The sequence below is a fragment of the uncultured Paracoccus sp. genome (genome assembly GCF_945915435.1).
Classification (GTDB): Bacteria; Pseudomonadota; Alphaproteobacteria; order Rhodobacterales; family Rhodobacteraceae; genus Paracoccus.
Map to the genome: position 1 here is coordinate 1 of NZ_CAMEFG010000006.1, position 25,044 is coordinate 25,044.

Here is a 25,044-nt window from a genome sequence, read left to right on the forward strand (position 1 = left end):
GCTGGACCCGACCCAACGCTGGCGGCTTGAAATGAGGGGGCGCAGGAATGGCTGAACCGATGTTGCAGGTCAGGAACCTGTCGGTCGAGTTCCACACGGCGGCAGGCACCGTCCGCGCGGTGAGGAATGTCAGCTTCGACCTGGACCGGGGCGAGACGCTGGCGATCCTTGGCGAAAGCGGCTCGGGCAAGTCGGTGTCCTCCTCGGCGATCATGGACCTGATCGACATGCCGCCGGGCCGGATCACCAGCGGCCAGATCGTCTTCGAGGGCCGCGACCTGCTGAAGCTGAGCGCCGGTGAGCGCCGCAAGGTCAACGGCCACAAGATCGCGATGATCTTCCAGGACCCGCTGAGCCACCTGAACCCGGTCTATACCGTCGGCTGGCAGATCGTCGAGACGATGACCGCCCATGGCACGCCCCGCCCGCAGGCGCGGGCCGAGGCGCTGCGGCTTCTGGGTCGCGTCGGCATCCCCGACCCCGAGGGCTCGATGGGGAAATATCCGCATCAGTTCTCGGGCGGGCAGCGCCAGCGGCTGATGATCGCGATGGCCTTGGCGCTGAAGCCCGATCTGCTGATCGCGGACGAACCCACGACCGCGCTGGACGTGACTGTTCAGGCCGAGGTCTTGGCGCTGCTCGAGGAATTGCAGCAGGAAACCGGCATGGGCGTGCTGATCATCACCCACGACCTTGGCGTCGTGGCCGAGATCGCCAACCGCGTGGTGGTGATGAACGCGGGCGAGGTGGTCGAGACGGGCGACACCCGGCAGGTCTATCGCAACCCCGCCCATCCCTATACCCGCAAGCTGATCGGCGCGGCGCCCGGCAAGGGCGCGATGCACGACCCGCTGCCGCCGGCCGAGCCGGTGCTGTCGGTGCGGGGTGCGCGCAAGGTCTATGGCGATTTCACGGCGGTCGAGGATGTCTCTTTCGAGCTGATGGCGGGCGAGACGCTGGCCATCGTCGGCGAAAGCGGCTCGGGCAAATCGACCGTGGCCAAGATGCTGCTGCGGCTTGAGGAACCCACCGGCGGTCAGGCGCTGTGGAAGGGGCAGGACCTGTTCGCCATGCCGGAACGCCAGCTTTTCGCGCTGCGCCGCGATTTGCAGATGGTGTTCCAGGACCCGACGCAAAGCCTGAACCCGCGCATGACCGTCTGGCAGTTGATCACCGAGGGCTGGGTCATCCATCCCGGCATCCTGCCCCGCGCCAAATGGAAGGCCCGCGTGGCCGAACTGCTGCATCAGGTCGGGCTGAAGCCCGAGATGGCGGGGCGCTATCCGCACCAGTTCTCGGGCGGGCAGCGCCAGAGGATCGCGATTGCGCGGGCCCTTGCGCTGGAGCCGGAACTGATCATCTGCGACGAGGCGGTCTCGGCGCTGGACGTCTCGGTGCAGGCGCAGGTGATCGAGCTTCTGGACGGGCTGCGCAAGACCCTTGGCATCGCCTTCATCTTCATCGCCCACGACCTGCCGGTGGTGCGCGACTTCGCCGATCACGTCATGGTCATGCAGAAGGGCAGGGTGGTCGAGATGGGCCCGGTGCGCCAGATTTTCGACGCCCCGCGCCAGCCCTATACGCAGGCGCTGCTGGCCGCGGGGCTGGACCCCGACCCGGACGTGCAGGCCAAACGCCGCGCCGCGCGGCTGGCGCTGGCCACCTGAATCCGGCGACGGGACCAGCCCCGTCGCCACCGTGCTCAGCCGGCCTTGTCCGAATCGAAGATCGGCTCGAACCCGCCCCACATCATGCGCATTCCGTCAAAGGGCATTTCGGGGAATTCCTTCCCCTCCATATCCGCCTCCATCGCCTTGGCGGCGGCATCGCAGGTGGGTTTGTCGGGCCATGCGGTCCAACTGAACAGCGGAACCTCACCGTCCTCGGCCTTGGCCGCGCGATGGAAATCGGTCTGCTTGCCGCGCGGCACGTCGACGCCCCATGCCTCGACCGTGCCGATGCAGCCATAAGGCTGGAAGGCGGTGGCCCATGCCTCGCGCGCCATCCCGGTATATGCGGCCTTGTTTTCGCCCGGCACGGCAAGGATGAACCCCTGGAGATAGCCTGCCCCGCGGTCGGTTCCTTCCTTCAGGATCGGTTCGAACCCGCCCATGATCGCGCGCTTTCCATCGAAGGGCATGGGTGGCAGGTCCTGCATCGCCGGATCGCCCTGCATCCTTTCCCAGGCGGCATCGGCGGTGGATTTGTCGGGCCATTCGATCCAGGAAAAGACGATGGCTTCGTCGTCCCGCGCATTCACGGCGCCATGAAAATCGGTAACCTTGCCCCTGGGGATGTCGGCGCCCCATGCCTCGACCATGCGAATGGCGCCGTAGCCCCGGAACATGGGCCAGACGGCGGTGACGTGGTTGATATATGTTTGCTTGTTCGCCGTGGGAACGGCACAAACGAAGCCGCTGTAATAGGCCATTTTCATATTCCTTTCGGTAGGGGCGAAAGTTGCGATGGGTGAAGTGTGGCTCTTGCAGTATTAAAAAGCAACTTATAGTATGAATATATGACTAAAGCTGGCGAAAACCTGCGTATCCGCTATGATGAAGGCTGTCTGGCCGCACATGCGCTGAACCTGATCGGCGACCGTTGGGCGCTGCTGGTGGTGCGTGAACTGATGTTCGTGCCCAAGCGTTTCCAGATGCTGCGCGCGGGCATGCCCGGCATCACCGCCAGCGTGCTGAACGGGCGGCTGGCGCAGTTGCAGGGCGCGGGGATCGTGCTGCACGACGACCGGCTGGGGGTCTATTGCCTGACCGATGCCGGGCGCGGCCTGCTTCCGGTGCTGCAATCGCTGTGCCGTTGGGCGCTGACGGTGCCCGGCCATGATCCGTCGCGCTTCATCAGCCCGACGGCGCTGATGATCTCGATGGGCGTCAACCTGATCGCCGACCGGGCGCAGGGGCGCGAGGCGCTGGCGGGCTTTGACATGGGCAAGGAGTCGTTTGCGATGCGGCTGACCGGCGGGCGCCTCGACACCATCGCCGTGAGCCGCCCCGATACGCCCTTCGTGCTGTCGGGCAGCGGCAATGAGGTGGCGCGGGCGGTTTACGGGCCGGCCCCGTTGCCGGACCTGATCGACAAGGGGCTGATCGGGGCCAGCGGGGACATCGCCGCCGCGCAGGATTTCGTGGATATGTTCCGCCTGGGCGGCTAGATCGGCACCGCGAACATCCGGCCCGCGCAGCAGATCGCCAACCCCTGCGGCATTAACGCGCGAAAGGGGCGCGCGGTCACCGCCAGCCCGCCCGTATAGGTGCCGAAGGCGGGCAGGATCAGATGACCGGCCCCCAGCGCAAAGCAACGCCAGTTCCGCCCGGCCAACCGCACGACCGGGTGCAGGTGTCCCGAGATATCCGGGCCGCTTGCGGCGATATGACGAAAGGTGGGCGTGCCGGGGATTTCGGCCATGCTGCGGCCCGGCAGGCTGTGGGCGGATAATGGGGCGGCGGGTTCGGGGTCGTGGTTGCCCGCGATCCAGATCCAGTCGCGCCCTTGCGCCAGGCGGTCCAGCCGGTCCCGCGCCTCGTTGCCGATCTCGCGCATTGCCGGGCCGTCGTCGAAACCGTCGCCAAGCGAGATCACGCGCGCGGGGTCCAGTGCGTCGATCTCGGCCGCCAGCCGGTCCAGCGTATCCGCGACCTCATAGGGCGGCAGCAGCGCGCCGCCGCGCCGGGCGTAACGCTGCGACCGGCCCAGGTGCAGGTCCGCGACGGCCAGAACGCGCCGCGCGGGCCACCACAGCGCGCCCGAGGGACGGGCGACGAAATCCAGCCCGGCAAAGCGCAGGGGATAGCCCGCCGCCCCCTCATCCATCGGTCAGATCGCCCAATCCGGCACTTGCCATCAACTCCTTCGCCAGTCTTTCGGCCAGCCTTTCGTGCCCGCTGCCGCCCAGCCTGACCCGGCCCATTTCCAGCAGCAAGGGCGCGGCCAGCGGCGAGGGGCGGTCGAGCCTGCGCAGCTCGATGCGGGAATTGCGCGCCAGCATATCCCCGATGCGGTCGAAATCCACCAGCCCCCGGCGGGCCTCGTCGCGGGTGGCGCGCAAGAGCAGATGGCCGGGGTCGTGGCGGCGCAGCGTGTCATAGAGGATATCGCCCGAAAACGTCGCCTGCCGCCCGGTCTGCCGCCCTCCGGGCCGGTTGCGCTGGATCAGCCCGGCGATGGTCGCGACCGAGCGGAAGCTGCGTTTCATCAGCGAATTGTCGGCCAGCCATTCCTCAAGCCCCCGCTCCAGCCCCGGCAGGCGCAAGAGCGGGGCCACGTCGCGCACGGGTTCCAGCGAAGTGACCAGCAGCGCGTGGTCCATCGCCAGAAAACTCAGCGGGGCCAGCCCGGCATCCTCCATCTGCCGCGTCACCAGCAGCCCCAGCGTCTGATGCGCATTGCGCCCGGCAAAGCCGTAGATCACCAGATGCCAGCGGTCGGCGCGGGGGAAGGTTTCGCACAGCAGCGTGCCGGGGCCGGGCAGGGCGCTGATGCGGGCTTGCATCGCCAGCCATTGCCGGATGTCGGGGGGCAGGGCGGCGTGGCGGGCTGGATCGGCGATGATTGCCAGCATCCGCTGCGAAAGCCGGGTCGAGGTCGCGAATTTCAGGCCCGAGTAGACCGCGATCTTCGGCTCGCGCCCCGGCTGGGGCGTGACCTCGACCACCATTTCGCGCAGCCGGTCATAGCGCAGCACCTGCCCGCCCAGCAGGAAGCTGTCGCCGGGGGCCAGCGTGGCGGCGAAGCTTTCCTCGACCTCGCCCAGGATCGCGCCGCCCCGGCCCCGGCGGCGGACCTTCAGCTTTTCGGCATCCACGATGGTGCCGATATTCATGCGCAATTCGCGCGCGGCGCGCGGGTCGCGCAACTGCCAGCGCCCGTCCCGCAGCATCAGCCGCTGCCAGCGGTCATAGACGCGCAGCGCATAGCCGCCGGTCGCCGCGAAATCCAAGGACGCGTCGAAATCGGCGCGGGTCAGGGCGGCATAGGGGCCTGCCGTGCGGACCTCGGCAAACAGCGCATCGGCGTCGAAGGACCCGGCGCAGGCGGTCAGCAGGATATGCTGGATCAGCACGTCCAGCGGGCCGGGGCCGCGCGGCTCGCCGTCCAGATCGCCGGCGCGGGCGGCTTCCAGCGCTGCGACGCATTCGATCACCTCGAAGCGGTTGGCGGCGACGATGCGGGCGCGGGAGGGCGCATTGTAGCGGTGGTTCGCCCGCCCGATCCGCTGCACCAGCCGCTTGATGTTGCGCGGCGCGCCGACCTGGATCACCAGGTCCACGTCGCCCCAGTCGATGCCCAGATCAAGGCTGCCGGTCGCCACCACCGCGCGCAAGCGGCCCTCGGCCATCGCCGCCTCGACCCGATGGCGGGCCTCGCGCGACAGGGCGCCGTGATGCAGCCCGATGGGCAGGTTGTCGTCATTGGCGGCCCAGATCGCCTGGAAGAACAGTTCCGCCTGCGCGCGGGTGTTCAGGAAGATGATCGTCGTCTTCGCCCCCGCCACCGCCTCCAGCACGTCGGGCACGGCATGGCGCCCGCCGCCCCCGGCCCAGGGCGGCGGCTTGCGGGTGGGCAGCAGGGCGATGTCGGGGGCGGGGCCGGGATCGGCCTCGATCACCGCGCTTGCACCCATGAAGCGGGCCAGAGCCTGCGGGTCCTCGACCGTGGCGGAAAGGCCGGTGGCGGTCAGCCCCGGCGCAAGGTGGCGCAGCCGCGCAAGGCACAGCATCAACTGGTCGCCGCGCTTCGATTCCGCCAGCGCGTGCAATTCGTCCAGCACCACGCGGCGCAGGGTGGCGAAGATGCGCGGGGCCTCGGGCCAGGACAGCATCAGCGCCAGCGATTCCGGCGTGGTCAGCAGGATATGCGGCGGATCGGCGCGCTGGCGGCGGCGCTGGCTTTGCGGCGTGTCGCCGGTGCGGTCCTCGACCCGGACCGCCAGCCCGATGTCCTGGACGGGCCGCATCAGGTTGCGCGCCACATCCGCCGTCAGCGCCTTCAGCGGCGAGACGTAAAGCGTATGCAGCCCCTTGGGCGCATTCCCGTGCAGATCGACCAGCGAGGGCAGGAACCCCGCCAGCGTCTTGCCGCCGCCGGTCGGCGCGATCAGCAGCGTGTCGCGTCGTGCTTCAAGCAGCGCAAGCTGGTGCGGGTGCGGCTGCCAGCCGCTACGGGCAAACCAGTCGGCGAAGGCGGGGGGCAGCGTCACAGCATCGCCCGTAGGGTTTCCAGCCGGTCGGCCTCGGGCGCGGGCTTGTCCCAGCGGATGCGCGAGATGCGCGGGAAGCGCATCGCCAGCCCCGAGCGGTGGCGGGTCGAGGGGTTCAGCCCCTCGAAGGCAACCTCGACCACCAGTTTCGGCGCAAGCTGGCGGACGGGGCCGAAGCGCTGGACGGTGTTCTTCCTCACGAAGCGGTCGAGTTCGCGCAATTCCTCGTCGGTGAAGCCGAAATAGGCCTTGCCGACCGGCACCAGGTCCTCGCCCTCCCACAGCGCGAAGGTGAAATCGCTGTAAAAGCCCGAGCGTTTGCCATGCCCGCTTTGGGCATAGATCAGCACCGCGTCCACCACCATCGGGTCGCGCTTCCACTTGAACCAGGGCCCGCGCGGACGGCCCGCGACATAGGGCGCGTCGCGGCGCTTGATCATCACCCCCTCGATCACCGGCGCATGGGGGGCGGCGCGCAGGGCGGCGAGGTCGTCCCATGTGCCGAAGGGCAGCAGCGGCGACAGGTCGATGCGGGCCGGGTCGAGGCGCGCGGCCTCCAGCGCTTGCCTGCGCTGGACCAGCGGCAGCGGGCGCAGGTCCTGGCCCTGCCATGTCAGGACGTCGTAAAGCCGCAGGCTGGCCGGGTGGCTTTGCAGAAGCGCGCGAGGGGTGGTCTTGCGGTTCAGGCGTTTTTGCAGATCGGCGAAGGGCGCCACCTCGTCGCCGCGCCGGACCAGCAATTCGCCATCCAGCGCGCCCTCGAAATCCATCGCCTCGATCAGGTCGGGGAAGGCGGCGCCGATATCCTCGCCGGTGCGGGAATAAAGCTTGCGCAGCCCGCCCTCGGCCACCGCCTGCACCCGGATGCCGTCCCATTTCCATTCCGCGACATGCTCGGCCGGGTCCAGCGCCGCCAGATCGGCGGGCGTGACCGGCGTGGACAGCATCACCGGGCGGAACGGCGCGGCGCTTGACAGAAGGGGCCGTTCGCCGCCCTGAAGCCAGTCGAACAGCGGCAGATAGGGCGGTGTCAGGCCGTGCCAGATCTCCTCGATCTCCTCGGCGCTGCGCTGGCCGGTGCGGGCCAGCGCCACCCGCGCCAGCCGGGCCGAGACGCCGACCCGCAGGTTCCCGGTCGCCAGCTTCAGCAAGGCCAGCCGCTCGGGCGGGGTCAGGCGGTCCAGCAGGGCGGCGATGGCACCGGGCAGGGCCAGCTTGCCGGTCTCGCGCAGGGTGGCGACGGCCTGCGAAAGCGGCAGGTCGGGGCCGGGCGTGGTGTCCGGCCAGATCAGCGCGATGGTCTCCGCCAGGTCGCCGACGAAATCATAGGACAGCGCGAAAAGCTGTTCGTCCACCCGCTCGCCCGCCAGCCGCCGCAGCAGGCTGGGCGAGACCTGCCGCAATTCCAGCGTGCCGGTCAGCGCGGCCAGCGCCCAGCCCCGGTCGGGATCGGGCGTATCGCGGAAGTAATGTGACAGCAGGGTCAGCTTGGCATTCCTGCCCGGCGTGAAGGCCAGCCGTTCCAGAAGGCGGGCGAAGGCTTTCATTCCGGCTCGTCCTCGTATCCCACCAGCCGCAGCGGGCGGGCGGGGATGCCAGCCAATTCGCACCAGCGCAGCAGCCCGTCCTCGGCGCCATGGGTGATCCAGACCTCTTGCGGGGACAGTTCCCGGATGGTGGCGGTCAGTTGCGGCCAGTCGGCATGGTCGCTGACGACCAGCGGCAGTTCGATCCCGCGCTGGCGGGCGCGGGCGCGCACCACCATCCAGCCCGAGGCATAGGACAGCACCGGATCGCGGAACCGCTGCACCCAGGGGCTGGCGAAGGCCGAGGGCGGGGCAAGCACCAGCCGCGCCTCGCCGGGGTCCGAGGCCGGGACCAGCGGGCCAAGCTCGATGCCCTGCGCGACGTGGTAATCGCAGAGGCGCTGCAATGCGCCGTGGATGGCGATGGGCGCGTCATGGCCCGCCGCGCGGGCCAGCGCGATCATGCGCTGCGCCTTGCCCAGGGCATAGGCGCCGACCAGATGCGGGCGGTCGGGAAACTCGGCCATGCTGGCCAGCAGTCGCCCGGCCTCGGTCAGCGGGTCGGGGTGGCGAAAGATCGGCAGGCCGAAGGTGGCCTCGGTGATGAAGATATCGCAGGGGACCGGCTCCCACGGCTGACACACGGGGTTCGGCGTGCGGCAGTAATCGCCTGACACAAGGATGCGCGGGCCGTTGTCCGGCATGATCAGGATCTGGGCCGAGCCCAGCACATGCCCCGCCGGATGGAAGCTGACGGTGACATCGCCGATCCGCGTGGGGCCGTCCGCCGCCTGTTGGCTGGCAGCGAAATCCTCGCCATAGCGGATCGCCATGATGTCCAGCGTCTGGCGCGTCGCCATCACAGCGCCGTTGCCGGGGCGGGCGTGGTCGGAATGGCCATGCGTGACCAGCGCGCGGGCCACCGGGCGCAGCGGGTCGATATGAAACCCGCCGGGCGCGCAGTAAAGCCCCGCCTCGGTCGGAAAGACGATCCGTTCCGCCGCGATATCGCCGGTCATGACATGCTCCGCTTCCTGCCTCCTGTCCGAACAGGCGCCATGCAATCCCGGTTCCCCCGTGACGGGTTTGCGGCAGCCATTTCTTCATCACATAAATACCCACTGTCGGCCCGGTGACGAAAGCACCACACCGCAGAAAACCGCGCGGCGCGGCGGTCGGGCCATATCGCCCTTGCCAGCCCTGCCCTGCCGGGCTAGGACATTTCTGTCGGTTTCCGAAAGGAATTGAAAGGGAATCCGCCGTGGCGCGCCTTGCGCCTCGAACCGGAACTGCCCCCGCAACTGTAGGCGGTGAGCAGGATGCGATGATGCCACTGTGGCCCTCGGGTCATGGGAAGGCCGCATCCCGCCACGACCCGCCAGTCAGGAGACCTGCCGACGCAGATGACCAATCCGAGCGGGTCGGCTCGGGCGGGACCTGACCCGGCATCCGCCCGGCTTCCGTCCGCACGTCCGGCCTGTTCATGATGTAGCGGAAGGACACATCATGTTAAGGCTCACCACGGCGATCGCCGCCACGTTCACCCTTGCGCCGATGGCGTTTGCGGCAACCGAATACCCCCTGACCCTGACAAGCTGCGGGCACGAGGTCACGTTCGAGCGCGCCCCCGCCAGCGTGGTCAGCGTCGGGCAAAGCACGACCGAGATCCTCTATCTGCTGGGCCTTGCCGACAAGGTGGCGGGCACGGCGCTGTGGGTGAACCCGGTGTTGCCGGAATTCGAGGACATCGACGCCGGCATCGACCGGCTGTCCGACAACGCCCCCAGTTTCGAAAGCGTGCTGGAAAAGCGCCCGGAACTGGTGGTCACCGCCTATGAATGGATGATCGGCCCGCAGGGCGTGGTCGGCACGCGCGAGATGTTCGACGATGCGCAGATCCCAAGCTGGATCATGCCCACCGAATGCGAGGGCAAGGACAATACCCAGAGCATGGACGGCGAACGCACGGTCATGTTCGACACCGCGCTGCTTTACCAGGGGATCGAGGAACTGGCGGCGATCTTCGACGTCCAGGACCGTGGCGCGGAACTGGTCGCCGACCTCAGGGCGCGCGAGGAGGCGGCCATCGCCCAGGCGCAGGCGCTGGACCTGCCCGCGGATGTCTCGGCGGTGTTCTGGTATTCCTCGGCCGATATCGAGATCGACCCCTATGTCGCGGGCGTGAACGCGGTGCCGGGCTGGATGCTGTCCAAGCTGGGGGTGGCGAATGTGGTCTCCTCGCTTGAGGAATGGCCGACCGTGGGCTGGGAAACCATCGCCCGCGCCAATCCCGATTTCATCGTCGCGGCCGAGATGAACCGCCGCCGCTTTCCCGCCGACGACCTTGCGGTCAAGCGCGACTTCCTGGTCAGCGATCCGGTGACCAGCCAGATGGAGGCGGTGAAGAACGACCGCATCCTGGTGATGGAGGCGAATGCGATGGACCCCACCGTGCGCGCGATCTTCGCGCTCGAATCGCTGTCGGACGCGCTGGCCGGGTTCGACCTGCAATGACCGGTGCCGCCGCGGCCCGCAGCGCGGGGCGCGGCATCGGGCGCGGTTGGGGCTGGCTGTGGCTGGCCCCGCTGGTGCTGGGTGCGGCGCTGTTCTTCGGCACGGTGGTGGGCGAGACCCAAATCCCCGTCGCGACCGTCATCGAGGTGCTGGCAGTCAAGGCCGGGCTGGCCCCCGGCCCCGTCGATGTGATCGACGCCGGCGTGGTCTGGCATTACCGGCTGTCGCGCGCGGTGGTCGCGGCCTGCGGGGGCGCCAGCCTCGCGCTGTCGGGGCTGATCCTCCAGGCGCTGCTGCGCAACCCCCTGGCCGAGCCTTATCTGCTGGGCATATCCGCCGGGGCCTCGACCGGGGCGGTGCTGATCGCGGTCGCGGGTGTCGGGGGGGGGCTGGTCGGCATGTCGGCGGGGGCCTTCGCGGGTGCGCTGACCGCCTTTGCGCTGGTCGCGGGGCTGGCGCGTATCGCGGGCGGCGGGACGGGCCTTCGCGGCGCAGGGGTCATCATCCTTGCGGGCATCGCCGGGTCGCAGATGTTCAACGCCCTGACGGCGCTGATCATCGCGCAATCGGCCAGCGCGGAACAGGCGCGCGGCATCATGTTCTGGCTGCTGGGCAACCTGTCGGGCGTGCGCTGGCCCGACACGCGGCTGGCGGTGCCGGTGGCGGTGCTGGGGCTGGGGGTGACGCTGTGGCATGCCCGCGCGCTGGACGCCTTCACCTTCGGGGCGGATGCCGCCGCGGCGCTTGGCATCGACCTGCGGCGCACGCAGGCGGTGCTGATCGGCACGGCGGCGCTGGTGACGGCGGTGATGGTGTCGATCGCAGGCGCCATCGGCTTCGTCGGGCTGGTGGTGCCCCATGCGATGCGCTTTCTGGTGGGCACCCGCCACGCCCGGCTGGTGCCCGCGACGGCGCTGGCGGGGGCGGTGTTCCTGGTGGTGTCGGACGTGGTGTCGCGCATCGCTATTCCGGGGCAGGTGCTGCCCATCGGCGTGATCACCGCGCTGGTCGGCGCGCCCGCCTTTGCCGTGGTCATGATCCGGGGACGCCAGCGATGACCGCGCTGCTTGAGGTCGTCGGCGCCAGCCGGACCGTGCAGGGGCGCGGCATCGTGGCCGATGTCAGCGTCACCCTGCACCCCGGCGAGATGCTGGGCCTGATCGGGCCGAACGGTTCGGGCAAATCGACGCTGCTGAACATGATGGCCGGGCTGCTGCCGCCCTGCCGGGGCGAGGTGCGGCTGAACGGCCAGCCGATGACCCGCCTGCGCCGCCGCCATATCGCCCGGTACCTGGCGCTGGTCGCGCAATCCGCCGACACGGGCGACCGCATCACCGTGCGCGAGGCGGTGGAACTGGGCCGCACCCCCTGGCTCGGCCCCCTGCGCCCGTGGCGGGCCGAGGACGACGCGGCCGTCACGGTGGCGCTGGACGCCGTGGGCATGGCGCATATGGCGGGGCGCGACTGGACCTCGCTTTCGGGGGGTGAGCGTCAGCGCGCCCATATCGCGCGCGCCCATGCCCAGACCCCGCGGATCCTGCTGCTGGACGAGCCGACCAACCACCTGGACATCCATCACCAGCTTGGCATCCTCGACCTGGTGGCCGCCCTGCCGGTGACGACGGTCATCGCGCTGCACGACATGCACCACGCCCTGCGCTGCGACAGAGTGCTGGTGATGCGCGCAGGCCGCTCTATGGCCCTTGGTCCCCCGTCCGAGGTCCTGACCCCGGCGCTCATCCGCGAGATCTTTGCGGTCGAGGCCGAGTTGATCGCCCATCCCGGCGGCGGTCGTCCGGTCTTTGCTTTCCAACCCATTGCCTGAAAGGAAACCCGATGCTGATCCGCGCCGCCCTGCTTGCCTGCCTTCTGCCCGCCGCCGCCCTGGCCGAGGTGCATGAGGTGCAGATGCTCAACCGCAACGACACCGGCCCGATGCCGTTCGAGCCGGATTATCTGGTTGTCCAGCCGGGCGATACGGTGAAGTTCCTCGCCTCCAGCCGTGGCCACAATGCCGCCACCATCGACGGCATGATCCCCAAAGGCGGCGAGAAGTTCGTCGGCAGGATCGACGAGGAAATCGAGGTGACGCTGGATGCGGAAGGCATCTGGGGCATCAAGTGCAGCCCCCATTACACGATGGGCATGGCCATGCTGATCCAGGTCGGCGATACCCCCGCGACCGAGGCCGACCTGCCCGACGACCTGCCCGAGGCGGTCCGTCAGAGAATGCTGGAAATCATCGCCCGTCGGGATGCCGGTTAGAGACGCGACCGGGGCGGGCGGTCTGGCTCGCCCCGGTCACAGGGTGGCTAGGGATCGCGGGGACGGGTGCCCGTGGTGCGGCAGGGCTGCATCTTGTGCCGGTCCAGCCCCAACCCGGCCAGCTCGGCCCTCAGCCGCGCCAATGCGGCATTGTCCAGCAAGGCGGGGTCGTAGGTCGTCCGGGTTTCATGGTCCACGCCGCTGGCCAGCAACAGGCGCAGGCTGGCATGCGCGCGCGCACCGCTGCCCTTTACGCGGGTGACGCGGTCGTAATCGGCCTTGCCGGACTTGATGTCGAAACCCACCCAATCCAGCAGGGGCAGGACCCGCGCCAGCCGGCCGGGATAGGGTCCCGCCGTGTGCAGCCCGATGCGGAACCCCATCCGGCGGACCTGCCCGATGGCATCGGGCAGCCCGCGTTGCAGGGTCGGCTCGCCCCCGGAAAAGACCACGCCGTCCAGCAACCCCCGCCGGTCTTGCAGCAGGTCCAGGATCGCGTCCCAGTCCGGGCAGTCGGCGGGGGTTTCGGGCCGGGGCGGGATCAGTTGCGGATTGTGGCAATAGGGGCAGTCCCAGGGGCAGCCCTGGCAAAAGACCGTGGCGACGATCTGCCCCGGCCAGTCGCACAGCGACATGGCCTGAAACCCGCCGACCCGGATCGGCGGCGGCGTCATTGCCCGATACGGTCTTCGCGGAAATACAGCCGCTCGTGATATTCGCCCTTCTTGCCGCGATTGAACGACGAGACGGGGCGGTGATAGCCCATCACGCGGGTCCAGACCTCGCAACGCTGGCGTTCCCCGTCTTGCAGGTCGGTGGCCGGGGCGGTCATGGGAAGCTTCTGGCTCATGGTCTTTCCTTTCGGGTTCAGCAGGGTTGATTGCGTTTTCGGGACAGGATTTCGGCATCGCATTTCGGACAGAACTCGTGTTCGCCCTCCAGATGGCCGTGCCGGGGACAGATCGAGAATGTGGGCGTGACGGTGATATAGGGCAGGCGGAAATTGCTCAGCGCGCGCTCGACCAGCTTGCGGCAGGCGTCGGGGGACGAGATTTGCGTGCCCATGTAAAGATGCAGCACCGTGCCGCCGGTGTATTTGCATTGCAGCGCGTCCTGGCGCAGCAGCGCCTCGAAAGGGTCGTCGGTGAATCCGACGGGAAGCTGGCTGGAGTTGGTATAATAAGGCTCGGCCTCGGTTCCGGCCTGAAGGATGGCCGGGAAACGCTTGCGGTCCTCCTTGGCGAAGCGATAGGTCGTCCCTTCGGCGGGGGTGGCTTCCAGATTGTAAAGATGGCCGGTCTGTTCCTGAAACCCGACGATCCGCGCCCGGATGTGATCCAGCAGCCGCAGCGCGAATTCATGCCCCCACGGGGTGGTGAGGTCGTGTTCGTCATCGGTGAAATTGCGGACCATCTCGTTGATGCCGTTGACGCCCAGGGTCGAGAAATGGTTGCGCAACGTGCCCAGATACCGCCTGGTATAGGGCAGCAGCCCGCCGTCGATCAGGCGCTGGACGACCTCGCGCTTGATTTCCAGGCTGTCGCGGCCCAGTTCCAGCAGCCTGTCCAGCCGCGCCAGCAGGGCGGCTTCGTCGCCCTTGAACAGGTGGCCCAGCCGGGCGCAGTTGATCGTGACGACGCCCAGCGAGCCGGTTTGCTCGGCGCTGCCGAAAAGGCCGTTGCCGCGTTTCGTCAACTCGGCCAGGTCCAGTTGCAGGCGGCAGCACATCGAGCGCACCATGTGCGGCTCCATGTCGGAATTGATGAAGTTCTGGAAATAGGGCAGCCCGTATTTGGCCGTCAGCGCGAAAAGGCGGGTGGCGTTTTCGCTGTGCCAGGGAAAATCGCGCGTGATGTTGTAGGTCGGGATCGGAAAGGTAAAGACGCGGCCCCTGGCGTCGCCTTCGGACATGATCTCCATATAGGCGCGGTTGATCATGTCCATTTCGGCCTGCAAATCGCCATAGGTGAAATCGACCTCTCGCCCGGCGATGACGGGAACCTGATCGCGCAGGTCCTCGGGGCAGACCCAGTCGAAGGTCAGGTTGGTGAAGGGCGTTTGCGTGCCCCAGCGCGACGGCACGTTCAGGTTGTAGATCAGTTCCTGCATCGACTGGCGCACCTGGTCGTAGCCCAGCCGGTCGATGCGCAGGAAAGGGGCCATGTAGGTGTCGAAGGAACTGAAGGCCTGCGCCCCCGCCCATTCGTTTTGCAGCGTGCCGAGGAAGTTCACGATCTGCCCGACTGCGCTGGACAGGTGCCGGGGCGGCGCGGCCTCGACCTTGCCGGGCACGCCGTTCAGCCCCTCGGCCAGAAAGCTGCGCAGGGACCAGCCCGCGCAATAGCCCGCCAGCACATCCAGATCGTGGATATGCAGGTCGCCGTCGCGATGCGCCTGACCGATGGCGGGCGGGTAGACATGGGACAGCCAGTAGTTGGCCACCATCTTGCCCGAGCTGTTCAGGATCAGCCCGCCCAGCGAATAGCCCTGATTGGCGTTCGCGTTCACCCGCCAATCGGCCTGATCCAGATATTCGTTGATCGAGCCGATGGCATCGACCATGACCGGCCCCCGGTCACGGTCCGGCCCCCCGGCCAATGCGGCGATATTGCCCCGGCCATCCGGTGGCGTGCCTTGGTGCTCTGGCGACTCGATCATCTGTCAACCCTATGTATGGTGTGTTGTTATCGGTTAAATACTATATCTGGTATCAGTCGCTCTTTGATCTTGCGCAAAGAAGGGTCGACAAAATCGAAAGATCGCAGCGAATCATCGGTGACGGCCCATGCCCGCAGGCAGCCCCCTGCAACCAACCGGCAGGGGGTTGTGGTCGAAACGCCGGCAACGGCAAGGCGGCGCGCGGTCGTCGCGCCCCGCATTCAGGTCTGGATTGTGGCCAACAGGGCCTCGGCCCTTGCCTCGTGGGCGGGGTCGAGGCGCATCTCGCGGCCCCATTCGCGGGTGGTCTCGGGTCCGATCTTGGTGGTGGCGTCGATGCCGATCTTGCCCGCCAGCCCTTCGGTGGGCGAGGCGAAGTCCAGGTAATCCATCGGCGTGCGGTCGATCAGCATTACGTCGCGGGCGGGGTCCATGCGCGTGGCCATCGCCCAGGCGATGTCGTCCCAGTCGCGGATCTCCAGGTCGCCGTCCACCACCACGATCATCTTGGTATAGCTGAACTGCGGCAGCATCCCCCATAGCGCCATCATCACCCGCCGCGCCTGGCCCGGATAGCGCTTGTCGATCCTGACCACCGCCATGCGATAGGAACAGGCGGCGGGTGGCAGCCACAGGTCCAGCACCTCGGGGATCTGGGCGCGGATGACGGGCAGGGCAAGCTCGTTGAAGACCTCGCCGATGACCGAAGGCTCGTCGGGTGGGCGGCCCGTCACGGTGGTCAGATACAACGGATCTTCGCGGCAGGTGATGGCGGTGACGCGCATCACCGGAAACGGCTCGACGGCGTTGTAATAGCCGGTATGGTCGCCGAAGGGGCCTTCGGGGGCGGTCTCGCCGGGGTGGATCAGGCCCTCGATCACGATCTCGGCGCGGGCGGGGACCATCAGCGGGATGGAGCGGGCGCCCGCGATCTCGGTCGCCTGGCCGCGCAGCACGCCGGAAAAGCCCAGCTCGGACACGGTTTCGGGCAAGGGCAGGGCGGCGGCCAGCAGCAGCGCGGGATCGGCGCCAAGGGCGATGGCGACCGGCATCGGCTGGCCCGCGCGCGCCCATGTGCGGTGATGGGCCGCGCCGCCGCGATGGGCCAGCCAGCGCAGGATCAGCCGGTCCGGTCCCAGCACCTGCGCGCGATAGACGCCAAGATTGTAGCGCGCGGTATCGCCCGCCCCGGACCCATGCGGGCGGGTCAGCACCACCGGCCAGGTGATCAGCGGCCCGCCATCCTCGGGCCAGGGCGTCTGCACCGGCAGCGCGTCGAGGCCGGGCAGATCGCCCCGCTGCACCGGCGCGCGGCGCAAGACCTTGGGCCGGGCAGTCAGCGCCGCCCGCAGCATCGGCCAGCGCGACCATGCGTCGCGCAGCCCCTCGGGCGGGGCGGGGCTGCGCAGGCTGGCAAGGAAGGCGCCGAAATCCGCGATCTGCGCGGGCAGCAGCCCCAGCCCCGCCGCGACCCGCGTGCGGGTGCCGAACAGGTTGGCGATCACCGGCATCGCCGGCCCGTCATGGGCGTCGAAACGCAGCACCGGCCCGCCCCGGCGCAGGGCGGCCAGTTGCACCGCCGTCATCTCGTGGCGCAGCGAGACGGGTTCGGCGATGCGCGCCAGGTCGCCCTGCGCCGTGGTGTGATCCAGAAAGGCGCGCAGGTCGGGAAAGGGGGGAAGGCGGCGCATTGTCGGCTCCGGGTCGTGGCGCGGGCCAGATTAGGATGAATTTCCGCGCTGCACTTGACCTTCGTTAATCCGGCGGCGGGTTTCGCCGATTAGGCTTGCCGCATGACACCGATGCGCCGCCTTGCCCCGTTGCTGCGCCGCCTGCCCGTGCCGCCACTGGCCCCGCAGGCGGCGGGCTTTGCGCTGACGCGCCTGCTGCGCCGGATCGCGGCGCGCAAGCCCTCGATCCTGTCGCGGCTTGGCCCGCATGAGGACAGCCGCTTCCTGATCGAGTTGCATGACGCGCCGCTGGTCCTGCTGATGGAACCGGGCGCGCGCCGCATCACCGCGCACAGGCGCCGCGCCGTCCCGCCCCATGATGCCGCGATCCGGGGGCGGCTGCCCGCCTTCCTCGCCATGCTGCACGGGGCCGAGGACGGGGATGCGCTGTTCTTCTCGGGCGAGCTGGAGATTTCGGGCGATACCGCCGCCGTGCTGGCGCTGCGCAACGCGCTGGACGATGCCGAACTGGATCTGACCGAGGAACTGGCCGCCATCCCCGGCCAGCCTTTCGACCGCTGGCTGCGCCATGTTTCGGGCTTCGCGGCGCGGCAAAGCGGGCTGGTGCTGAGCAGACAAGAGGTGATGCGATGATGGAACTGGTCTGCCCCGCGGGCACGCCCGCCGCCCTGCGCGCGGCGGTGGATGCGGGGGCGCATACGATCTATTGCGGTTTTGCGGATGAAACCAACGCCCGCAACTTTCCGGGGCTGAACTTCTCGCGCCCCGAACTGGCCGAGGGCGTCGCCTATGCCAGGGCGCGCGGGGCCAGGGTGCTGGTCGCGATCAACACCTTTCCCCGTGCGGGCGAACAGGCGATCTGGCACCGGGCGGTGGCCGACGCCCATGCGGCGGGCGCCCATGCGGTAATCCTGGCCGATCCGGGCCTGATCGCCCATGCCGCCGAGGCCCATCCCGGCCTGCGCCTGCATCTGTCGGTGCAGGCCGCCGCCGCCAACCCGGATGCGATCAACCTTTATGCGGAATCCTTCGGCATCCGCCGCGTGGTCCTGCCGCGCGTGCTGACGGTCGATGAAATCGCCGCCATCAACCGCGAGATCGACGTGGAAACCGAGGTCTTCGTCTTTGGCGGCCTTTGCGTGATGGCCGAGGGGCGTTGTTCGCTGTCCTCATGGGCCACGGGACTGTCGCCGAACATGAACGGGGTCTGCTCGCCCGCAAGCCATGTCGCCTATGCCGAGGTGGCGGGGCATAACGAAGCGCGGCTTGGCGGGCTGCTGATCCACCGCACCCCGAAAGGCGCGCCGGTGCCCTATCCGACGCTGTGCAAGGGCTGCTTCACCGCGCCCGCCACCGATACCAGCCCCGCCCAGACCGGCCATCTCTTCGAGGATCCGGTCAGCCTGGACGCCACCGAACTGATCCCCAAGCTGCAAAAAGCCGGCGTCACCGCGCTGAAGATCGAGGGACGGCAGCGTTCCCGCGCCTATGTGGCACAGGTGGTGCGCGCCTTTCGCGCCGCCGTCGAGGCGGCGGATGCGGGCGCCCCCATGCCCGCCGGGCTGCTGGCCAAGCTGACCGAGGGCCAGTCCGCCACCACCGGCGCCTATGCGAAAACCTGGAGGTAGAGATGGACCTGACCATCGGCCCCATCGCCTTCTTCTGGCCCGCCGAACGGGTGCGCGCCTTCTATCGCATGATCGCGGACGCGCCCGCGCGGCGGGTGGTGATCGGGGAATGGGTCTGCTCGAAGCGGCTGCCCTTCTGGCAGCAGGAGATCCCCGGCGCGGTCGAGCATCTGCTGGCGGCGGGCAAAGAGGTCGCGCTGTCCTCGCTGGCGCTGATCACGCTGAAGCGCGAGCGCAGGCTGACCGAGGATCTGTTCGCCTTGGGCCTGCCGGTCGAGATCGCCGACCTGAGCGCGCTGCGTCACCTGCCCGAGGGCGCGCCCTTCCACGTCGGCCCGATGGTGAACACCTATAACGAGGGCACGCTGGAATGGCTGGCGAAGAAGGGCGCAACCCGGATCTGCCTGCCGCCGGAACTGCCGCTGGCCTCGGTCGCCGTGCTGGCGCGGGCGGGGCGCGATGCCGGGGTCGCGGTCGAGGTCTGGGGCCACGGCCGCGCGCCGCTTGCGATCTCGGGGCGCTGCTATCACGCGCGGCTGCATGACCGGGCCAAGGACAGTTGCCAGTTCGTCTGCGAAGAGGACCCCGACGGGCGCGAGGTGCAGACGCTGGACGGCGACGCCTTCCTGACGGTGAACGGGGTGCAGACGCTGGGGCATGCCCATACCACCGTGGCGGGCCAGATCGCGGAACTGTCTGGCGCGGGCATCGCTGCGCTGCGCCTGTCGCCGCAGATCGGCGATTTCGCAAGTATCGTCGCGCTTTACGACCGGATTACGCGCAACCCCGTCGACAGCGCCGAGGCACTGGCGGGCCTGCGCGAATTGATGCCGGGGGCCAGCCTTGCCGACGGCTTCCTTGCCGGTGCGCCGGGGCTCCGCCGCGTGGGCTGACTCAGCCGCTGCACGCGGTCACACGGGGCCGTATTCCGCCGAAGAATGATGGCGGAAGGCCCGCCGATCCCGCCGCAAGGCCGATCTTGCACCTTGACCGGAAGCCGGGCGGAAATGCCCGCTCAACGGGCATGAGGGGTCCCGATCCTGCCCCTGATGTGGGTTTGTCAGGAACATTTACCTAAATATTGGTGTTGAGGATTGGGCAACGGCAGTTTTGCGTCCAAACCGGCCGCCCGGCCATCCCGGCAAGGGACCGGCGCCGCTGGAGAGTTTCGATGAACGTGATCTGGAAGGATATGCAAGACCTTATTGAGACGTCATCCGCCCCCGGCGATCCCCCCGCCGCGATCGCCCCGCTTTCGGATTGGGCGCTGTTTCTGGACCTTGACGGGACGCTTCTGAACCTTGCGCCGACGCCCGAGGCGGTGCGGGCGGGGCCTCGGTTGCGAACCAGCCTGAATGCGCTGCGGGCGGCGGCGGGCGGGGCGCTGGCGGTGGTGACCGGGCGGCGCATCGCGGTGGTCGATGCGCTGTTTCCCGACCATCGCTTTGCCGTCGCGGGCCTGCACGGGGCCGAGATCCGCCCGGCCCCCGGCGCGCCCCTGCTGGTGCCCGGCACCGCCCCCGACGCCCCCGGCTTCAGCGCGGCGCGGGCATGGGCGCAGCGCGGCGCGCGGCAGGCGCCCGGCCTGCGGTTCGAGGACAAGACCGCCGCCTTCGCCCTGCATTACCGCCTTGCCCCCGATCACGGCGAAACCGTCGCGGCCATCATGGCCGAGGCCCTGACGCTGGCCGGTCCCGGCTACAAGCTGCGCAGCGGCAAGGCGGTGGTCGAGCTTGGCCCCGCAGATGCCGACAAGGGCAGGGCGGTGGCGCGGCTGATGACGCTGCCGCCCTTTGCAGGCCGCAGGCCCTTCGCCGCGGGCGACGACGTGACCGACGAGGACATGTTCCGCACCGTCAACGACATGGGGGGGCTGACGATGCTGGTCGGCCCGGCCAGCCGCTTCGCGGCCAGCGCTGCCGCGACGCGGCTGGACAGCCCGCAAGATTTCCGCAACTGGCTGGAAGGACTGACAGGATGAGCGAAAGCCTCGATCTCGGAGTCATCGGCAATGCCGCCATCGCTGCGCTGATCGACCGCGAGGGGCGGTTGAACTGGATGTGCGCCGGGCGGCTGGACGGCGATCCGGTCTTTTGCGCGCTGCTGGACGGCGAGGGCGAAAGCCGCGATGACGGCCAGGGCGCATGGAGTTTCCGCCTGTGCAACCAATCCGCCACGCGCCAAGGCTATCTGCGCAATACCCCGATCCTTGAAACCATCCTGACCGACAGCGACGGCAATCAGGCCCGCGTCACCGATTTCGCCCCGCGTTTCCGCCGCAACGGGCGCATCTTTCGCGGCGCGACCATCATCCGCATCGTCGAGCCGGTCCGGGGCACGCCGCGGCTGGTCGTCTCGGCCATGCCGCGCCACGGATACGGCGCGCATCCGCCGGTCGTCTCGCGCGGCAGCCATCATATCCGCTTCGTCCTTGGCCCGCAGGTGCTGCGGCTGACCACCGACGCGCCGGTGGATTACGTCCTGAACCGCACACCCTTTTTGCTGGACCGCCCGCAGGCCTTCGTCCTTGGCCCGGATGAGGGGCTGACCGACAGCCCGATGGCCATCGCGAGGTCGTTTCTGGACGAGACCTGGACCTATTGGCTGGACTGGGTGCGCGGGTTGTCCATCCCCGCCGATTACCAGCAGGTCGTGATCCGAGCCGCGATCACGCTGAAGCTGTGTTCGAACGAGGAAACCGGGGGCATCGTCGCGGCGCTGACCACCTCGATCCCCGAATACGGGGCCAGCGGGCGGACCTGGGATTACCGCTATTGCTGGCTGCGCGATTCCTATTTCACGGTGCAGGCGCTCAACAGCCTCAGCGCGACGCGGACGATGGAGAACTACCTGCTCTATGTCTCGAACCTCGCCGCCGCGTCCGAGGACGGCTATATGCAGCCGCTGTTCGGGCTGGGGCTGGAACGCAGGCTGGATGAACATACCGACATCGCGCTGCCCGGCTATCGCGGCTTTGGGCCGGTGCGCCACGGCAATGCCGCCTATACGCAGGTGCAGAACGACGGCTATGGCTCGATCATCCTTGCCGCGATGCAGTGCTTTTTCGACGAGCGCCTGCCGGAACTGGGCGACGAGACGCTGTTTCGCAAGCTGGAACGTCTTGGCGCGCAGGCCGAGGCGCGATGGGACCAGCCCGACGCCGGGCTGTGGGAGTTCCGCAACCGCGCCGAGGTCCATACCCATTCCGCGCTGATGTGCTGGGCCGCCTGCGACCGGCTGGCCCGGATCGCGGCGCGCCTTGGGCTGGGCGATGCCCAGGCCCGCTGGGACAAGGCCGCCGCCGCCATCCGCGAAGGCATCCACAAGCGTGCCTGGAACCCCGAGCGGCAATCCTTCGTCGCGACCTTCGAGGGCGCGGACCTCGACGCCAGCCTGCTGCTGATGGCGCAGACCGGCTTCATCGACGCGCAGGATCCGCGCTTCCTGTCCACCGTCGCCGCCTGCGAGGCGGAACTGCGCTTCGGTAACCACGTCTATCGTTATCGCCGCCCCGACGATTTCGGCCCGCCCGAGACCGCCTTCACCGCCTGCACCTTCTGGCTGATCGACGCGCTGGTGCGCACCGGACGCCATGACGAGGCGCATCGCATCTTCGACGACATCCTGTCGCACCGCAATCATCTTGGTCTTCTGTCCGAAGGCGTTCACGTCGACAGCGGAGAGCTTTGGGGCAATTTCCCGCAGACCTATTCGATGGTCGGCCTGATCAATTCCGCCAAGGCGCTCGCCCGGCCGTGGGAGGACGTGCTATGACCCGCCTTGTCGTCGTCTCGAACCGGGTGCCCGATCCCGGCCGTCCGCCCACCGGCGGGCTGGCGGTCGCGGTTCAGGCCGCCTTGCGCGACAGGGGCGGTATCTGGATGGGCTGGTCGGGCCGTTCCAGCGGTGACGATGAACCCCCGCCCATGATCCACCGCAAGGACGGAAACATCACCTATGCCCTGACGGATCTTTCGGACCGGGACCTTGCGGAATATTACAACGGCTTTGCCAACAGCGTGCTGTGGCCGCTGTGCCATTACCGCACCGACCTGACCGATTTCGCGCGGCGCGAGGCGCAGGGCTATTTCCGCGTCAACCGCCTTTTCGCCGACCGCCTGCTGCCCCTGATCCGCGAGGATGACGTGATCTGGGTCCACGATTACCACCTGCTGCCGCTGGCCGACGAATTGCGCCGCCGCGGGGTCGCGAACCGCATCGGCTTTTTCATGCACATCCCTTGGCCCGCGCCGGATATCTACCTGACCCTGCCGCCGGGCACGCGGCTGTTGCAGGCGATGACCGCCTTCGACCTGCTGGGTTTCCAGACCGAAAACGACGCCGCCAACTTCAGGCAATGTCTTGAACGCGGCGGTCTTGCGGCCCCCGTGCCGGGCGAAGAGGGCTTGTTCCAGACCCCCGAGCGCCGCTTTCGCCTTGGCGCCTTTCCCATCGGCATCGACACGGCGGGTTTCGCCCGCACCGCCCGCAATGCCTCGCGCAGCGCCGCCTTGCGGAACTTCCGCACCCATCTGGGCGCGCAGAAGCTCTTGGTGGGGGTGGACCGGCTGGATTACTCGAAAGGGCTGATCCAGCGGCTGAACGGCTACCGCCGCTTTCTGGAAACCGAAACGGAATGGAGCGGGCGCGTCAGCTATCTTCAGATCACCCCCAGGACCCGCAGCGGCGTGGCCGAATACGAAGCCCTGCAACGCGAGGTGGCCGAGCTTGCAGGCCAGATCGCGGGCGCGTTCGGCAGGCTGGACTGGGTGCCGTTTCGCTATTTCAACCGCGCCTTCAGCCGCCAGATGCTGGCCAGCATCTATCGCATGGCCAGCGTCGCGCTGGTGACGCCGCTGCGCGACGGGATGAACCTCGTCGCCAAGGAATTCGTCGCGGCCCAGGACCCCGACGACCCCGGCGTGCTGATCCTGTCGCAATTCGCAGGCGCGGCAAGCGAACTGGCCTCCGGGGCATTGCTGGTCAACCCCTATGACGAAGAGGCGATCGCGCAGGCCATTTCTCGTGCCGTCGCCATGCAGCCCCATGAACGCCGCCAGCGCCACGATGCCATGATGGCGGTCCTGCGAGGCAACGACGTATTCACATGGTGTTCGTCCTTCCTCGACCGGCTGGCCGCGCCGCGGGCCGCGGTGACGGCCTGAATGGGGGCGAGCGCCTTGGGCCAGCGTCTCGATTTCCAGCGCGGTTTCGATGGCGGCCCGCGCCTTGACGATCCGGCACCCGCCCCCGCCACGCAGGAGCGTGGGCAGCCCGGCGCCTCGATCTATTGCCATTTGGCAAAAAATTGCTATATTGACGCCAAATGCAGGAGATGCAGATGCAGCTACAACCCATTGCCGCGACCCCCACCCGCATCGACAGCCCCGTCACCGACGCAGAGGCCGGGGCGCTGGCGCGTGCGACCGTCAACCTGTTTCGCGCCTGGGACCTGACCGATGCCGAGGCGCGGACCCTTCTGGGCGGCATGGCGGCCCGGACTTGGGCGCGCTGGAAGGATGGCGGGATCGGCCGGATCGACCGGGACCTGCGCATGCGCATGGCGCACCTGATGGGCATCCACAAGGGGCTGCGCTATCTGTTCAAGGACCCCGCCCGCGGCTATGCTTGGGTGCGCAAGCCCAATGCGGCTTTCGACGGCAGCTCGGCGCTGGATATCATGCTGCGCGGCGAATTGTCCGACCTGGCGCTGATGCGGGAATGGCTGGACGCCGAGCGCGGCGCATGGTGAGCGGCCTTGCCGTGAAGCGGCGGGTGACCTGGGACCGGACGTGGCGCATCATCCGCTCGATCTGGCCGCCGGTCGATCTGTTCGAGGACATCGCCGACCCGCGCGACTGGGACGCGCTGGCCTCGGTCGAGGCCAAGACCAACCCCCGCATCCGCAACGAGGTCGGCGATCTGGGCAAGGTGCCCCCCGCGCGCCGGGTCGGGGGGCCGGGCGCCAGCCTGCTCATGGCGCCTTTCGTCCATTGCTCGACTGCCCGTCCGGGCCGTTTCAGCGATGGCAGCTATGGCATCTACTATGCCGGGGACCGCGAAGAGGTCGCCCTGGCCGAGACCATCCACCACCATGCGAAATTCATGGCGGCAACGGAGGAGGCGCCCGGCTGGACTTCGGATTTCCGCGCCCTGATCGGTTCCATCGACCGGGATCTGCACGACGTGAATGCGGTGCCGGGCGTCCTGCACCCGGCGGATTACGCGCCGTCGCAGGCCCTGGGGGCGGCGCTTCGCGCGGCTGGCAGCGACGGCCTGGTCTGGAACAGCGTGCGGATGCCGGGCGGGCAATGCATCGGCGCGTTCTGGCCCGACGTGGTGGGCATCCCGGTGCAGGGCGCGCATTTCTGCTATCACTGGAACGGCGAGCGGGTCGATTTCGTCAAGCGCCACGATACCGGCCAGATCCTGCAAGTCACCTGACCATCCGCCCGGATCGGCCCGGTTCCGGGCATGTCATCGCCTTTCCCTATCTGCCGACGACGGTAATTCTCGCGCCTCATCCCGGGCGGCCACCCGCCATATTG

The 25,044-nt window shown here is 68.5% G+C and carries 23 protein-coding genes and 1 riboswitch; of the genes, 14 read left to right on the forward strand and 9 right to left on the reverse strand.

The genetic code is table 11. The annotated features are described in order from the left end of the window. Positions 1–47 precede the first annotated feature (47 nt). Complete coding sequence (locus tag Q0O97_RS03335; RefSeq protein WP_294924848.1) at positions 48–1,667, forward strand: ABC transporter ATP-binding protein; 1,620 nt, start codon at positions 48–50, stop codon at positions 1,665–1,667. 35 nt (positions 1,668–1,702) lie between these two features. Here the strand turns inward: Q0O97_RS03335 and Q0O97_RS03340 are convergent, their stop codons facing one another. Further along, positions 1,703–2,431: a DUF1428 domain-containing protein gene (locus tag Q0O97_RS03340; RefSeq protein ID WP_294924852.1), complete on the reverse strand. Its 729-nt coding sequence runs from the start codon at positions 2,429–2,431 to the stop codon at positions 1,703–1,705. A gap of 87 nt (positions 2,432–2,518) precedes the next feature. On the opposite strand from Q0O97_RS03340, the gene Q0O97_RS03345 reads away from it, so the two are divergent. Beyond that, positions 2,519–3,169, forward strand: a complete 651-nt coding sequence (locus tag Q0O97_RS03345; protein WP_294924855.1) for a winged helix-turn-helix transcriptional regulator — start codon at positions 2,519–2,521, stop codon at positions 3,167–3,169. Here Q0O97_RS03345 and pdeM read toward each other — a convergent pair. The 4 genes from pdeM to Q0O97_RS03365 are packed head-to-tail and all read right to left on the reverse strand — an operon-like array spanning position 3,166 to position 8,759. Beyond that, positions 3,166–3,828, reverse strand: coding sequence for a ligase-associated DNA damage response endonuclease PdeM (gene pdeM, locus Q0O97_RS03350; protein WP_294924857.1), 663 nt, complete (start codon positions 3,826–3,828; stop codon positions 3,166–3,168). The two genes, Q0O97_RS03345 and pdeM, sit on opposite strands and share 4 nt — an antisense overlap. Beyond that, positions 3,821–6,214, reverse strand: coding sequence for a ligase-associated DNA damage response DEXH box helicase (locus Q0O97_RS03355; protein ID WP_294924858.1), 2,394 nt, complete (start codon positions 6,212–6,214; stop codon positions 3,821–3,823). The genes pdeM and Q0O97_RS03355 overlap by 8 nt, the downstream gene beginning before the upstream one ends. Continuing rightward, entirely contained in the window at positions 6,211–7,761 is a 1,551-nt protein-coding gene (locus Q0O97_RS03360; protein WP_294924860.1) for a cisplatin damage response ATP-dependent DNA ligase, read from the reverse strand. Before Q0O97_RS03360 ends, Q0O97_RS03355 begins: the two co-directional genes overlap by 4 nt. Next, positions 7,758–8,759 (reverse strand): ligase-associated DNA damage response exonuclease, encoded by a 1,002-nt coding sequence (locus Q0O97_RS03365; protein ID WP_294924861.1) that lies wholly within the window; start codon positions 8,757–8,759, stop codon positions 7,758–7,760. The genes Q0O97_RS03360 and Q0O97_RS03365 overlap by 4 nt, the downstream gene beginning before the upstream one ends. Before the next feature lie 192 nt (positions 8,760–8,951). After that, a riboswitch (cobalamin riboswitch) is annotated at positions 8,952–9,154 on the forward strand. Positions 9,155–9,246: 92 nt separating this feature from the next. Between Q0O97_RS03365 and Q0O97_RS03370 the strand changes: the two genes are divergently transcribed. From Q0O97_RS03370 to Q0O97_RS03385, 4 genes are read left to right on the forward strand one after another with little or no spacing between them, the layout of a single operon-like run. Then, the gene (locus tag Q0O97_RS03370) at positions 9,247–10,254 is read left to right on the forward strand and encodes an ABC transporter substrate-binding protein (RefSeq protein ID WP_294924862.1); all 1,008 of its coding nucleotides are present in this window, start codon (positions 9,247–9,249) and stop codon (positions 10,252–10,254) included. Next, positions 10,251–11,312: an iron ABC transporter permease gene (locus Q0O97_RS03375; protein WP_294924864.1), complete on the forward strand. Its 1,062-nt coding sequence runs from the start codon at positions 10,251–10,253 to the stop codon at positions 11,310–11,312. Before Q0O97_RS03370 ends, Q0O97_RS03375 begins: the two co-directional genes overlap by 4 nt. Then, entirely contained in the window at positions 11,309–12,079 is a 771-nt protein-coding gene (locus Q0O97_RS03380) for an ABC transporter ATP-binding protein (protein WP_294924867.1), read from the forward strand. Before Q0O97_RS03375 ends, Q0O97_RS03380 begins: the two co-directional genes overlap by 4 nt. 11 nt (positions 12,080–12,090) lie before the next feature. Continuing rightward, on the forward strand, positions 12,091–12,519 hold the full coding sequence (locus tag Q0O97_RS03385; protein WP_294924870.1) for a pseudoazurin: 429 nt from the start codon (positions 12,091–12,093) through the stop codon (positions 12,517–12,519). Between the two features lie 47 nt (positions 12,520–12,566). On the opposite strand, the gene Q0O97_RS03390 is transcribed toward Q0O97_RS03385, so the two are convergent. The 4 genes from Q0O97_RS03390 to Q0O97_RS03405 form a co-directional block, all read right to left on the reverse strand. Next, positions 12,567–13,193, reverse strand: coding sequence for an anaerobic ribonucleoside-triphosphate reductase activating protein (locus Q0O97_RS03390; protein WP_294924871.1), 627 nt, complete (start codon positions 13,191–13,193; stop codon positions 12,567–12,569). Next, positions 13,190–13,369, reverse strand: a complete 180-nt coding sequence (gene nrdD / locus Q0O97_RS03395) for an anaerobic ribonucleoside-triphosphate reductase (protein WP_294924872.1) — start codon at positions 13,367–13,369, stop codon at positions 13,190–13,192. Before nrdD ends, Q0O97_RS03390 begins: the two co-directional genes overlap by 4 nt. 17 nt (positions 13,370–13,386) lie before the next feature. Next, the gene (locus tag Q0O97_RS03400; protein ID WP_294924873.1) at positions 13,387–15,177 is read right to left on the reverse strand and encodes a ribonucleoside triphosphate reductase; all 1,791 of its coding nucleotides are present in this window, start codon (positions 15,175–15,177) and stop codon (positions 13,387–13,389) included. A gap of 221 nt (positions 15,178–15,398) precedes the next feature. Continuing rightward, positions 15,399–16,868: a UbiD family decarboxylase gene (locus tag Q0O97_RS03405; RefSeq protein ID WP_294924874.1), complete on the reverse strand. Its 1,470-nt coding sequence runs from the start codon at positions 16,866–16,868 to the stop codon at positions 15,399–15,401. A 102-nt stretch (positions 16,869–16,970) separates the two neighbouring features. On the opposite strand from Q0O97_RS03405, the gene Q0O97_RS03410 reads away from it, so the two are divergent. The 8 genes from Q0O97_RS03410 (at position 16,971) to Q0O97_RS03445 (ending at position 24,940) form a co-directional block, all read left to right on the forward strand. Next, positions 16,971–17,501 carry an SCP2 sterol-binding domain-containing protein gene (locus Q0O97_RS03410; protein WP_294924875.1) on the forward strand — a complete coding sequence of 177 codons (531 nt, stop codon included), beginning with the start codon at positions 16,971–16,973 and terminating at the stop codon, positions 17,499–17,501. Next, positions 17,501–18,496, forward strand: coding sequence for a peptidase U32 family protein (locus tag Q0O97_RS03415; RefSeq protein ID WP_294925079.1), 996 nt, complete (start codon positions 17,501–17,503; stop codon positions 18,494–18,496). The genes Q0O97_RS03410 and Q0O97_RS03415 overlap by 1 nt, the downstream gene beginning before the upstream one ends. 2 nt (positions 18,497–18,498) lie before the next feature. Next, a complete protein-coding gene (locus Q0O97_RS03420; protein WP_294924876.1) occupies positions 18,499–19,389 on the forward strand; it encodes a U32 family peptidase in 891 nt (296 codons plus the stop codon). Positions 19,390–19,688: 299 nt separating this feature from the next. Further along, positions 19,689–20,477, forward strand: coding sequence for a trehalose-phosphatase (gene otsB, locus Q0O97_RS03425; RefSeq protein WP_294924879.1), 789 nt, complete (start codon positions 19,689–19,691; stop codon positions 20,475–20,477). Continuing rightward, a complete protein-coding gene (locus Q0O97_RS03430) occupies positions 20,474–22,270 on the forward strand; it encodes a glycoside hydrolase family 15 protein (RefSeq protein ID WP_294924882.1) in 1,797 nt (598 codons plus the stop codon). The genes otsB and Q0O97_RS03430 overlap by 4 nt, the downstream gene beginning before the upstream one ends. Next, entirely contained in the window at positions 22,267–23,661 is a 1,395-nt protein-coding gene (gene otsA, locus Q0O97_RS03435; RefSeq protein WP_294924884.1) for an alpha,alpha-trehalose-phosphate synthase (UDP-forming), read from the forward strand. Before Q0O97_RS03430 ends, otsA begins: the two co-directional genes overlap by 4 nt. 176 nt (positions 23,662–23,837) lie before the next feature. Beyond that, on the forward strand, positions 23,838–24,248 hold the full coding sequence (locus Q0O97_RS03440) for an MbcA/ParS/Xre antitoxin family protein (RefSeq protein WP_294924891.1): 411 nt from the start codon (positions 23,838–23,840) through the stop codon (positions 24,246–24,248). Next, positions 24,218–24,940, forward strand: a complete 723-nt coding sequence (locus tag Q0O97_RS03445) for an RES family NAD+ phosphorylase (RefSeq protein WP_294924893.1) — start codon at positions 24,218–24,220, stop codon at positions 24,938–24,940. Before Q0O97_RS03440 ends, Q0O97_RS03445 begins: the two co-directional genes overlap by 31 nt. Positions 24,941–25,044 lie beyond the last annotated feature (104 nt).

Bases quoted from the DNA above. Each gene is read 5' to 3' on its own strand.
- Q0O97_RS03335 (WP_294924848.1), top strand. From the start codon at position 48: ATGGCTGAACCGATGTTGCAGGTCAGGAACCTGTCGGTCGAGTTCCAC.
- Q0O97_RS03340 (WP_294924852.1), bottom strand. From the start codon at position 2,431: ATGGCCTATTACAGCGGCTTCGTTTGTGCCGTTCCCACGGCGAACAAG.
- Q0O97_RS03345 (WP_294924855.1), top strand. From the start codon at position 2,519: ATGACTAAAGCTGGCGAAAACCTGCGTATCCGCTATGATGAAGGCTGT.
- pdeM (WP_294924857.1), bottom strand. From the start codon at position 3,828: ATGGATGAGGGGGCGGCGGGCTATCCCCTGCGCTTTGCCGGGCTGGAT.
- Q0O97_RS03360 (WP_294924860.1), bottom strand. From the start codon at position 7,761: ATGAAAGCCTTCGCCCGCCTTCTGGAACGGCTGGCCTTCACGCCGGGC.
- Q0O97_RS03365 (WP_294924861.1), bottom strand. From the start codon at position 8,759: ATGACCGGCGATATCGCGGCGGAACGGATCGTCTTTCCGACCGAGGCG.
- Q0O97_RS03370 (WP_294924862.1), top strand. From the start codon at position 9,247: ATGTTAAGGCTCACCACGGCGATCGCCGCCACGTTCACCCTTGCGCCG.
- Q0O97_RS03375 (WP_294924864.1), top strand. From the start codon at position 10,251: ATGACCGGTGCCGCCGCGGCCCGCAGCGCGGGGCGCGGCATCGGGCGC.
- Q0O97_RS03380 (WP_294924867.1), top strand. From the start codon at position 11,309: ATGACCGCGCTGCTTGAGGTCGTCGGCGCCAGCCGGACCGTGCAGGGG.
- Q0O97_RS03385 (WP_294924870.1), top strand. From the start codon at position 12,091: ATGCTGATCCGCGCCGCCCTGCTTGCCTGCCTTCTGCCCGCCGCCGCC.
- Q0O97_RS03390 (WP_294924871.1), bottom strand. From the start codon at position 13,193: ATGACGCCGCCGCCGATCCGGGTCGGCGGGTTTCAGGCCATGTCGCTG.
- nrdD (WP_294924872.1), bottom strand. From the start codon at position 13,369: ATGAGCCAGAAGCTTCCCATGACCGCCCCGGCCACCGACCTGCAAGAC.
- Q0O97_RS03400 (WP_294924873.1), bottom strand. From the start codon at position 15,177: ATGATCGAGTCGCCAGAGCACCAAGGCACGCCACCGGATGGCCGGGGC.
- Q0O97_RS03405 (WP_294924874.1), bottom strand. From the start codon at position 16,868: ATGCGCCGCCTTCCCCCCTTTCCCGACCTGCGCGCCTTTCTGGATCAC.
- Q0O97_RS03410 (WP_294924875.1), top strand. From the start codon at position 16,971: ATGACACCGATGCGCCGCCTTGCCCCGTTGCTGCGCCGCCTGCCCGTG.
- Q0O97_RS03415 (WP_294925079.1), top strand. From the start codon at position 17,501: ATGGAACTGGTCTGCCCCGCGGGCACGCCCGCCGCCCTGCGCGCGGCG.
- Q0O97_RS03420 (WP_294924876.1), top strand. From the start codon at position 18,499: ATGGACCTGACCATCGGCCCCATCGCCTTCTTCTGGCCCGCCGAACGG.
- otsB (WP_294924879.1), top strand. From the start codon at position 19,689: ATGCAAGACCTTATTGAGACGTCATCCGCCCCCGGCGATCCCCCCGCC.
- Q0O97_RS03430 (WP_294924882.1), top strand. From the start codon at position 20,474: ATGAGCGAAAGCCTCGATCTCGGAGTCATCGGCAATGCCGCCATCGCT.
- otsA (WP_294924884.1), top strand. From the start codon at position 22,267: ATGACCCGCCTTGTCGTCGTCTCGAACCGGGTGCCCGATCCCGGCCGT.
- Q0O97_RS03440 (WP_294924891.1), top strand. From the start codon at position 23,838: ATGCAGCTACAACCCATTGCCGCGACCCCCACCCGCATCGACAGCCCC.
- Q0O97_RS03445 (WP_294924893.1), top strand. From the start codon at position 24,218: ATGGCTGGACGCCGAGCGCGGCGCATGGTGAGCGGCCTTGCCGTGAAG.